This is a genomic window from Ruegeria sp. CL3 (assembly GCF_056536505.1).
Genome location: NZ_JBQFPT010000006.1, coordinates 314,255 through 322,868, shown reverse-complemented (window position 1 = coordinate 322,868; position 8,614 = coordinate 314,255). Strand labels below are relative to the sequence as shown.

Genomic DNA, 8,614 nt, shown 5'->3' with positions numbered 1-8,614 from the left:
CTCTCTAATACGATGAAACAAATCTGACTCTGACGCGGGATGGAGCAGCCCGGTAGCTCGTCAGGCTCATAACCTGAAGGTCGCAGGTTCAAATCCTGCTCCCGCAACCAGTGTTGGCGAACAGAGTCCCGAACAAGCCGCCTCAGGGCGGCTTTGTTCATTATGGGGCGCACCCAACGCGAGCAATCCCGCCAACTCACCAACAAGTTCAATCGTATACGTCCCATCATCCGAGATCAGCCGTATCTCAGACAGCAGCCCGCGAATGATGCACGTCGCTTCAGCCTGCGAAGAGGGATCGCGCAATGCCATGGTTAAATTGGCGACTTGTTTCCGATACACATCGGACAATCCGGGGTGCAGCAAAACTGGTGGTTCATCTGACGCCGAATTGATGGTGTCTTGGAGTTCGGATTTGCGTGCTTCTAACGCTGTCAGCTTTTCTTTCATGCTGGCGTGGAACATGCCGTCGCTGATCGCGTCGACGAGATGTGCGATCTTACGCTCGACCTGCGCCAGATCACGTGTCGCGTTAATCCTATCCTGCTGAATGGACCCGGTAAGACGGTTGTATTCCTCTTGATAAGCGTTGGTGAATTCCGCGATCAGATCGGGGTGTAGTAATTGCTCTTTTAGGCCGGAGAGAACGCGGTCCTCCAAGTCTGTGCGTTTTATCGTCAACCGGTTGTCACAAGTACCTTTGTTCTTATGAGCGGAGCACCCGTAATACTGCTTTCCGACTTGGGTGATGCCGCCGCCGCAACACCCGCAGGTCAGCATGCCAGAAAACAGATGCCGTGCCCGCTTGGTGCGGCCCAACTTCTTGATGCCATCGCTGATCGCGGCGTTGCGCGTACTTTCCTGCCGTGCCTTCACCGCGTTCCAAAGGTCATCGGACACGATCCGTAACTCGGACACGTCTTCAATCACCCAGTCTTCCGGCGGGTTTGGGCGAGCTTGCCGTTTACCGCTGTCCGGGTCTTTGACGAAACGCTGCCGGTTCCAAACCAACCGCCCGATATAGAGTTCGTTGTTCAAGATGCCGGTGCCACGCTGGTGGTTGCCGTAGATCGTCGATGCGCCCCATGTTCCACGGGGGCCGGGAATGCCCTCATCGTTCAGGTGGGCAGCGATGTTGCGTGGGCTCAGCCCATGGCTGTAGTCCTGAAAGATACGTTTAACGATCTGGGCTTGGCTTTCATTGATCCGCCGTTCCCCTGTGGTGAAAAACCCGTCTGCGCCCATATCTCGCACAACGTCATAGCCATACGTGATACCACCGGCTGATTTACCTTTGCGCACACGTCCTTCAAGGCCGCGATGGGTTTTTTGAGCCAGGTCTTTCAGGAACAGGCTGCTCATGGTCCCCTTGAGGCCGATATGCAGTTCGGAGATCTCTCCCTCTGCCACGGTGAAGATCGGGATGCCTTGAAACCGTATTTGTTTGAAGAAGGCGGCGATGTGTTCCTGATCCCGGCTGATCCGGTCTAGGCCTTCGGCCACAACGACATCAAACACATTGCGTCGCGCGTCCTCCAACAGTCGCTGGTAGCCGGGGCGCAGATGAGACGCTCCGCTCAGCCCCCGGTCGGAATAGGTCTCGGCCTCCTGCCACCCTTTGCTATCGATCAGGCGTAGGCACAGCCGATGTTGGTCCTCAATGGAGGCGTCACATTGAAGATCGGTGGAGTAGCGGGCGTAGATGGCGGCGCGCATGGGTCGGGCCTTTCGGTCTGAGGAACTGGTTGGCCCAACCCATTATAGGCATGGATTGGGCCGTGTCTTCCACTTTCGATTGCAACCCGTTGCAACGGAAAATGCTTTGGTCATAGGCATTTGGCCGAACCGACGAGCGGCTTTCGGATGCGATAACTTACCGTTTGCGACCCAAGGTCTTCATCTTTGCCTGCAGGAGAGATTGGTAGTCGTCACAGGCCGACAACCCGGTGGCACGATTGTAGTGCTTCTGAGACATGTCCAGCGTCGCGTGCCCGAGGATATCCCGGATGATGTTGACATGTTCCGGGTCCGTCTCAGCGACGCTGGTCGCCGCAATGTGCCTAAACTTGTGGGTGCGCAACTCGACGCCCAGCATACGTTGCGCCACTTTCGGCAACTCACGAGACAGGCCGTCCGGGGTGATCGGGTCTCCATATTGGCTGATCCACAGCGCATTGGATGTCTTGGGTCCGAGCAGGATCGGGCGATGGTTGTCCAAATAAGACTCCATCGGCTGTATCAGAACCTTGGGCAGAGGAAACCACCGCGCTTTTTTGTCTTTGGTGTCTTCCGGCGAAAGGTGAACCTCGAACCCTTCGGCGTTTTTGCGCAGATGCTGGTCCGTTGTCAGCACCAGCAACGTGCGACGGCGTACGGGCCGCGAGATCAGAAAGGCGATCATCAGGCCTGCGCGAAAGTGGATTGCGCGCTTCAGGTCACTGAGAGACGGATCACTCTCCACATCTTGGAGCCATTGCAAGCTTTTGGTCAGAGCGTCACCTGCCAATATCGGAACCGCTTTCGGCAGGCTTTTGCGATCTGCCAGATGTACCAGACGGTTGGACAGTTTGTTTAGCCAGTCCCAATCTCCTGACGGGTCCATGGCCTTTACAAGCACATACAGATCACAAATCATGTTCTTGCGGGTCATTAGGCCTACGCGCGCTTCCGCTTCTTCCAGATATCTCCGCACGGCATCTTTGGTAATGCGATCTGTCGGGGATCGATCCAAAAGGGCAGGCTGATGACGCTTTATCCATGACAGCCAGTATCCGTAGCTCTGGCGTCGTTTGGTGCGGCTGCCTTCGGACCAGCTCGCACAGGGACCTGTACCGTCAAAGATGTCACCTTCCGCGAATAGGGCTTCCCAGGCGGTTTTATCCGCCTGGGGCCAATTTTGATAAAGAAGAACAAGAGGAATGGGGTTAGTCATCGGACGTCCCCCGGAACTTCGAAAGAACCACCTCATCATAGTGGTCGTGTGCCCATTGGTTGCTGAGCGATGCGTAGAAATCCATCGTCGTTTGGAGCCGCTTGTGCTTGAGCAGGCGGCGGACGGTCTCGAAGTCGCCGGGGCGTTCTTCTAGATAGAGCTTGGCCGCGATGTGGCGGAACAGGTGAGGGTGAACCTTCAACCCGGTCTCACGAAAGATGCGACGGGTCAGATCACCGCCAAAGTTTGCGGGCGACCGGGGCTTTCCGTCACTGCTGCGGGGGAACAGGGCACGGCCACCAACCTGCGACACAAGCGGTCGGAACTGCATGATATAGCGGTGCAAAATCTTGGAACTACGGGCATTCAGTTTGACCTCAATCGGCTCCCCATTCTTGACCTCGATCCCTTCGATACGGATGGAATAATAGGTGTGCGTCCCCGAGCGGATCCGGATCAAATGTTTGTCCAAATCAAGGTTCGCGAGGTTTTTGACGCGCATGGGACAGCTCAGGAGGATCGTAAGCGCTGCTGCATGCATCGCCGCCAGTGCGCTGTCGCGCCGGGTCGGACTGTCTTCCGCCCGTGCCATCAGCGTATCCGGCAGGCTCAACAACAGGGCCACGTTCTCCCAATCATTGAACTGCGCAAGGCGCTCGGCGTTCTTGGGGCTCATGCCGCGCGGGTTTACGGCGACCCGTTTGTGAATGTCTTTGAGTGCCTTGATGACGTCCTCTGGCGCGTTAAGGTGATGCCGTGCAATGGCGATGCAGGTTGCTGCAACATTACTCAGCCCGGACGGCAGGCCATTGGTCCCACGGCGGTCTATGATCGTCCGGAAGGCTGATTTGAGATTGCTCGCCGTAACCACCACAGACAGGCTTGTGAACTTTTCCGGGCTTTGCCCCGAGGTTACCAACGCGTCCAGCAATTGACGCAGATACGCTTCGGTGTTGCGCAGGCTGGTCTCGCGCAGCGGCTTGTCAGGACCGTCTTCGCTGAACAGATCACGTTGCGCCAAGCGGTCGATATAGGCTTTGATCTCTGCTTGCAGGCTCTCCGGATAGTCCGTCAGCGGGCGGGCCACGTACCGATCAGACAGCAAACGGTCCTGCCGGGGAAGATCCAGACCGTGTTTGTCAATCACGTGGTTCCATGTATCGATCATGGACTGAATGTACTTGGCTGGTTCGTTCTTCAGCAGCACAGCGTCGAGGACCGTCTGAAACGCCTGAACCACTTCGCCACCAATGTCCTTGGGCGAGATCGACCGGGCACTGCAATAGCGTGCAAACCGCATCAAGCCCCAAACCTGATGGGTGGACTGCACAGTCGTCAGAAACGTGTCCCACTCTGGGGTTAGTTCAGATTTGGCTTCAAAATCCTGCAACACCCCAACCGCACGCAAGGCACTGGCCAGATCGCTTTTGGTGGTGCTAAGGGTGTTGGGCTTCACCCCGCAGGCGGCGGGATGCAACGATGCCAGCAGTTTGCGCAGTTGCGGGATGTCTGTCGGAATGTCCGACGGCGGACGGCTCATGTATGCACTGACGCGCGAGATCGCGGACAGCTTGGACTGTTGACGTTTCTTGTCGGGGTCTGGATTGGACTTCATAACGTCCAGAACCTCGGCCAGCGTTGTTGGCGGTTGGATATCTTGATGATGGGTCATGATAAACCTCTTCGGTTTTGAAATTGGGGACAAAAGGGGACATTTGGGGGCATGCAGACCCATGGCGGCCCTCTTGCGGACATTCGGGAAACCAAAGGCGTGAATTTGTATCCGAAATCCATGACCCCGTTTTCCCGAACGCCGGAAAAGCCGAGTTTTGTGAAAGCCTTAGAGAACATGGGCTGCTGCCTGATTGCCGCGTTGTTGGGCAAGGGCGTGCAGGTCGCTGCGCGCAATGCGCCAATCGCGGCCCAACCGAGTCGCAGGCAGTTCGCCGGATTTGATCCAGCGACGAACGGTCTTGGTGCTGATGCGGAACAGCGCAGCGACATCGCGCACGCTGAGATAGGCGGCATCCTCTGTGATCGGCAGATCAACCATGATCCACCTCTGGGTCTTCACCGTTGCAACGGGTTGCGAAATCCGAACGCGCAGCCTCGCGTGCCAACAGCCGCACAAGGTTGATCAGGGGTTCAGGAATAGTGAAATTGGGCGGGTTGCCCTTGGGAGCAGAAGACGAACTCGTCATCGATACGTTCCTTTTAAAGGAACCGCTCGAGACAATGATCGCGATGTTCTGGCTTCGGAGCGCACTCCAGACGACAAAACACTGACCTCAAACGAGATCAGGATCATTGCCATCGAGTGCGTCGAGGACGAAGTGCCGTCCTGTCCAATCCCAATATTGGCGGCCCAGCCATCACGGCTGGTAGGTTGATAGTTCTTTCAGTTTAACTGACGCGTTTAGTTATATCAACCTATTGTTTTGTTTACCTTTTGCTTACATTTTGCAGAAATTTTTGTTGCCGTGAGATCGAAAGTACTATGGCGGATTTTTCAAAGCCTAAGTAATAGTCGCTTCTCACTAAAAGCAGCCATTCGTTTGCAGTTCACCGAGCGACTGCCTAGAGCCCAAAGTTACCAGTAGTGCTTGGGGCACGAAGGTCAGCAATGCGCAGAAAGCGGACTTTGCAAAGTCTTGGGTACAGATCGTAATAGAAGTCTATTTTCTCAGAACTCTGGGCCTAAGCATCGATGGCTGGGGATTAGAAGCGCGAACGACGGATTCAGTTTCAAGGTTCAAATCCATCTCAGCGGATCGCCCAGAGACTGTTGATCTTCCCCGAGTTCAGAGCGGAGTGAACGGAAAGAATGATGCGGCGTGACGCCAATTTATTTCCTACCGACCCGGAGCGGGCAGGGATTGGCTCAAGGCAGTTCCAGGAAGGGTCAAGATATACGCAGAAAACAAATGGCTGAACAGAGTTCTGGACTGCGACATAGATGATCTTCGCCGAGGTTGGGTGTGGGTGAACTAGTAGTTGAAACGCAAACCTAAGCCGGCACCTTTATCGTAGGGGCGGTCGGAACCTATACCGATGAGGAAATCAGCATAAATTGCGATGCCAGGACTGAGGTTCTTGCCAATCTGGAACTCAGCGGTCGCTGGCCAAGCATCGTTCTCCCAGTCATATGGTGCTTTAATATCAGCCTTGGCCCAGTACCCTTCGCCAAACGGTTGTAGCGCAATCAACCGCATCGCGGTTTGGTTTATGTCCGTCGGGCCATTGTATGAAGCAAAATGCTGGAGCAGTGGGATCAGCGTCAGCCCTGATTTTGTGTTTGCAAAGGCGAACCCGCCAAAAGGCGCAATTTGATCGGACCCGGTTCCGATCCCTTTTTCCGGGTCGCCAAAGTCCAGTATCCACTCCAGACCAATGGCCGACTTGATGGCCCACGTTTCGTTGAGCGGTCTCTGAGAAGGGAAATAGATCGCTTTGAGGCTCAATTTCTCAAATTCAGTGAACCGAGTTCCAGTCACATCCGTTGAGTTGTAGTGCAACTCATATTTCAGTTTCAGATCAGGCCGCAGCATGTATGCGCCATCTATAAAGGCGTCCTGCTTGTCAGCACCGTTGCCCAAATCCAAATACTGATACCGGATGTCCGTGTTATTGACTGCGGCCAAAGGGTTTGAAGCGTTTTCATCGGCGATTGCTGGGGCCGCAACAATGCCAGTCGCCAATGCAAGGACAAGCGCTTGGATTTTCATATTGTTTCCAGAATTTTTGTTGTGGATGCCAAGCCCCACATCCAGCATATCATTATCTGATGCGGGGCTTGCATTGCTCTTATCAGCTTCACCTTTTAGTCGGGCTGAATGTCCCGCTTGGCGACAAAGGCATCCACCGCTGCGACGGTTTCAGGACGAAGGTTCACGATACCTTCATAGGGACGTCCAGTCGCGGCCGGTTGATCGGGGTACATTTCCTTGAATTTCAGGTGGCGGGCAATAATGCGGTTAAACTCATGTCCAGCCCATGCTCCGATCTCGGTCGATACGCTCTGTTCTTCGCGGGGGTCGCGGAACAGGTTGTAGAACTTGGCCACGATAGCATTTTCACCTTTGGCCGGAACCTTGAGTTTGATGTGTTCCTTTACCACCTCTTTCAGCGAATTGATCGAGTAGATCAGTACATGATCCCTGCGCCCATGCGTATCGCCAATAAACATCAGGGACGTCTGATCGACACCGTCAATGATCCGGTCGCGGGGGATGGCATCCATCGCTCCACCGATACGCGCAATTGACGTGAACAAATCAGAAATATGAATAATGTCAGATACAATCGAGTCTCCCTCGATCAAGCCGGGCAGGCGGGCAAACGCGTCCACCCGAACGCCTCCTTCAGACGTATCGGCCTTGCCGCCGCGGAAGACCAGCGGCGAAAACCCACTGCCGGGGGCATATTTGGTGAAGTGACCGTTGTCGCCCATCAAAACGATTAGGGTATTGTCCCTGAGCCCCAGCGCATCGACTTCGTTCAGAATGACCCCTATCCATTCATCCAGCTCTTCCATGCTTTCAACGAATGTACCGCCGTTGGGTGTCGTGAACGCCTCTCTCGTCGTGCGCGTTGTCGACAGAGGGACAAGCGGCCAGTATTGCAGGAAGAACGGTTCATCCCGTTCTGCTAGCAGGCGCAACTGTTCCATCGCCTGTGCCTGATAGCGGATGTTCATCTCATTGTATTTGTCCTGGGTCCATTTCTCACCCGGTTCCATATGGACTTCGCGGACCTCCCCGCCAATAACAGCTTCAAGGCCGGTAATCATGTGTCCCGGATCAGGGCGAAACCAATCATCCAGCGTGTATTTGGAGTTGTAGTTGTCTTCCCCAATGGCCATGGTGATTTCTTCCTTGGCTGCATCTTCGTTGAAGATGGCCAACTGGCCCTGCTGATGGATGGGGAACGCGGCGTAGTCAAAGCCCTGATAAGTAGGCCAAGATTCCTGAATGTCGCCCATGTGCCATTTGCCAACATGCGAGGTGTTGTAGCCTACGGATTTCAGAACTTCGGCAATTGTGACTTCTTCATCGGCAAGGCCAAAACCTGAAATATCGACGGCGGTATCGCCCATCCCATTGCGATACGGCTGGCGACCCGTCATGAAGGCGACCCGCGACGGTGTACAGGACGGCTCGGTGTACATGCGCGCAAACCGCATGCTTTCCTCTGCGAGCGCGTTGATATTGGGCGTCGAATACCCGCGTATCGCGTTCATCTCGGGCATACCCATGTCGCCAAAACCCATATCGTCAATAAGGATGTAGAAGATGTTTGGAGGGTTCCCTCCGTTTTTCTCACGAAAATCGGCCAGCAGTTGGTCAACCTGTGCGTCGTTCTCGACCCAAACGGCTTCGTTTTGCTGCTTCAGCACATAGTATTCCGCATCATGCACGATATTGCTGTCCTGAGCTGCCGCCGTGATAGCGGAGCCGGCAAAGACCAGCGCGGAGAGGAACAGTTTTGATTTCATGAGATACCCCTGTTTCATGATTTACTTGTTTTCAGACCTTCAAGGATCAGATGATGGCAAAAGGTTGAAAGGGAGAGTTCGCTGTCTTCAGCCTGTGAGCGCAACAACTCTTTTTCGCTTTTGGTTAGCAGCGTTACGACGCGTTCGGTGCGCGCAGTATCGTCAGGCAACGATGGGCGTCCGAACCT

8 protein-coding genes and 1 tRNA gene are annotated in these 8,614 nt (G+C 54.8%); 1 reads left to right on the top strand and 8 read right to left on the bottom strand.

Translation table 11 applies throughout. The features are described 5' to 3' along the window. Positions 1-33: 33 nt before the first annotated feature. Positions 34-110 (top strand) — tRNA-Met (locus tag ACR0NO_RS11585). Here the strand turns inward: ACR0NO_RS11585 and ACR0NO_RS11580 are convergent. From ACR0NO_RS11580 to ACR0NO_RS11545, 8 genes are all read right to left on the bottom strand, one after another. After that, the gene (locus ACR0NO_RS11580) at positions 67-1,716 is read right to left on the bottom strand and encodes a recombinase family protein (protein WP_480724042.1); all 1,650 of its coding nucleotides are present in this window, start codon (positions 1,714-1,716) and stop codon (positions 67-69) included. The two genes, ACR0NO_RS11585 and ACR0NO_RS11580, sit on opposite strands and share 44 nt — an antisense overlap. 157 nt (positions 1,717-1,873) lie before the next feature. Beyond that, positions 1,874-2,650: a tyrosine-type recombinase/integrase gene (locus tag ACR0NO_RS11575; RefSeq protein ID WP_480724034.1), complete on the bottom strand. Its 777-nt coding sequence runs from the start codon at positions 2,648-2,650 to the stop codon at positions 1,874-1,876. Between the two features lie 274 nt (positions 2,651-2,924). Beyond that, entirely contained in the window at positions 2,925-4,604 is a 1,680-nt protein-coding gene (locus ACR0NO_RS11570; protein WP_480724033.1) for a site-specific integrase, read from the bottom strand. Between the two features lie 168 nt (positions 4,605-4,772). Beyond that, on the bottom strand, positions 4,773-4,985 hold the full coding sequence (locus tag ACR0NO_RS11565; protein ID WP_093965312.1) for a helix-turn-helix domain-containing protein: 213 nt from the start codon (positions 4,983-4,985) through the stop codon (positions 4,773-4,775). Continuing rightward, a complete protein-coding gene (locus ACR0NO_RS11560) occupies positions 4,978-5,133 on the bottom strand; it encodes a hypothetical protein (protein ID WP_480724032.1) in 156 nt (51 codons plus the stop codon). Before ACR0NO_RS11560 ends, ACR0NO_RS11565 begins: the two co-directional genes overlap by 8 nt. A gap of 786 nt (positions 5,134-5,919) precedes the next feature. Beyond that, positions 5,920-6,705, bottom strand: a complete 786-nt coding sequence (locus ACR0NO_RS11555; protein ID WP_170494281.1) for a hypothetical protein — start codon at positions 6,703-6,705, stop codon at positions 5,920-5,922. A gap of 47 nt (positions 6,706-6,752) precedes the next feature. Next, positions 6,753-8,426, bottom strand: coding sequence for a sulfatase-like hydrolase/transferase (locus ACR0NO_RS11550; protein WP_170386664.1), 1,674 nt, complete (start codon positions 8,424-8,426; stop codon positions 6,753-6,755). Between the two features lie 14 nt (positions 8,427-8,440). After that, on the bottom strand, positions 8,441-8,596 hold the full coding sequence (locus ACR0NO_RS11545; RefSeq protein ID WP_170380012.1) for a hypothetical protein: 156 nt from the start codon (positions 8,594-8,596) through the stop codon (positions 8,441-8,443). Between the last annotated feature and the right edge of the window lie 18 nt (positions 8,597-8,614).

Coding starts and splice junctions, on each gene's coding strand:
- ACR0NO_RS11580 (WP_480724042.1), bottom strand. CDS start 1,716: ATGCGCGCCGCCATCTACGCCCGCTACTCCACCGATCTTCAATGTGAC.
- ACR0NO_RS11575 (WP_480724034.1), bottom strand. CDS start 2,650: ATGACCCGCAAGAACATGATTTGTGATCTGTATGTGCTTGTAAAGGCC.
- ACR0NO_RS11570 (WP_480724033.1), bottom strand. CDS start 4,604: ATGACCCATCATCAAGATATCCAACCGCCAACAACGCTGGCCGAGGTT.
- ACR0NO_RS11565 (WP_093965312.1), bottom strand. CDS start 4,985: ATGGTTGATCTGCCGATCACAGAGGATGCCGCCTATCTCAGCGTGCGC.
- ACR0NO_RS11560 (WP_480724032.1), bottom strand. CDS start 5,133: ATGACGAGTTCGTCTTCTGCTCCCAAGGGCAACCCGCCCAATTTCACT.
- ACR0NO_RS11555 (WP_170494281.1), bottom strand. CDS start 6,705: ATGCTGGATGTGGGGCTTGGCATCCACAACAAAAATTCTGGAAACAAT.
- ACR0NO_RS11550 (WP_170386664.1), bottom strand. CDS start 8,426: ATGAAATCAAAACTGTTCCTCTCCGCGCTGGTCTTTGCCGGCTCCGCT.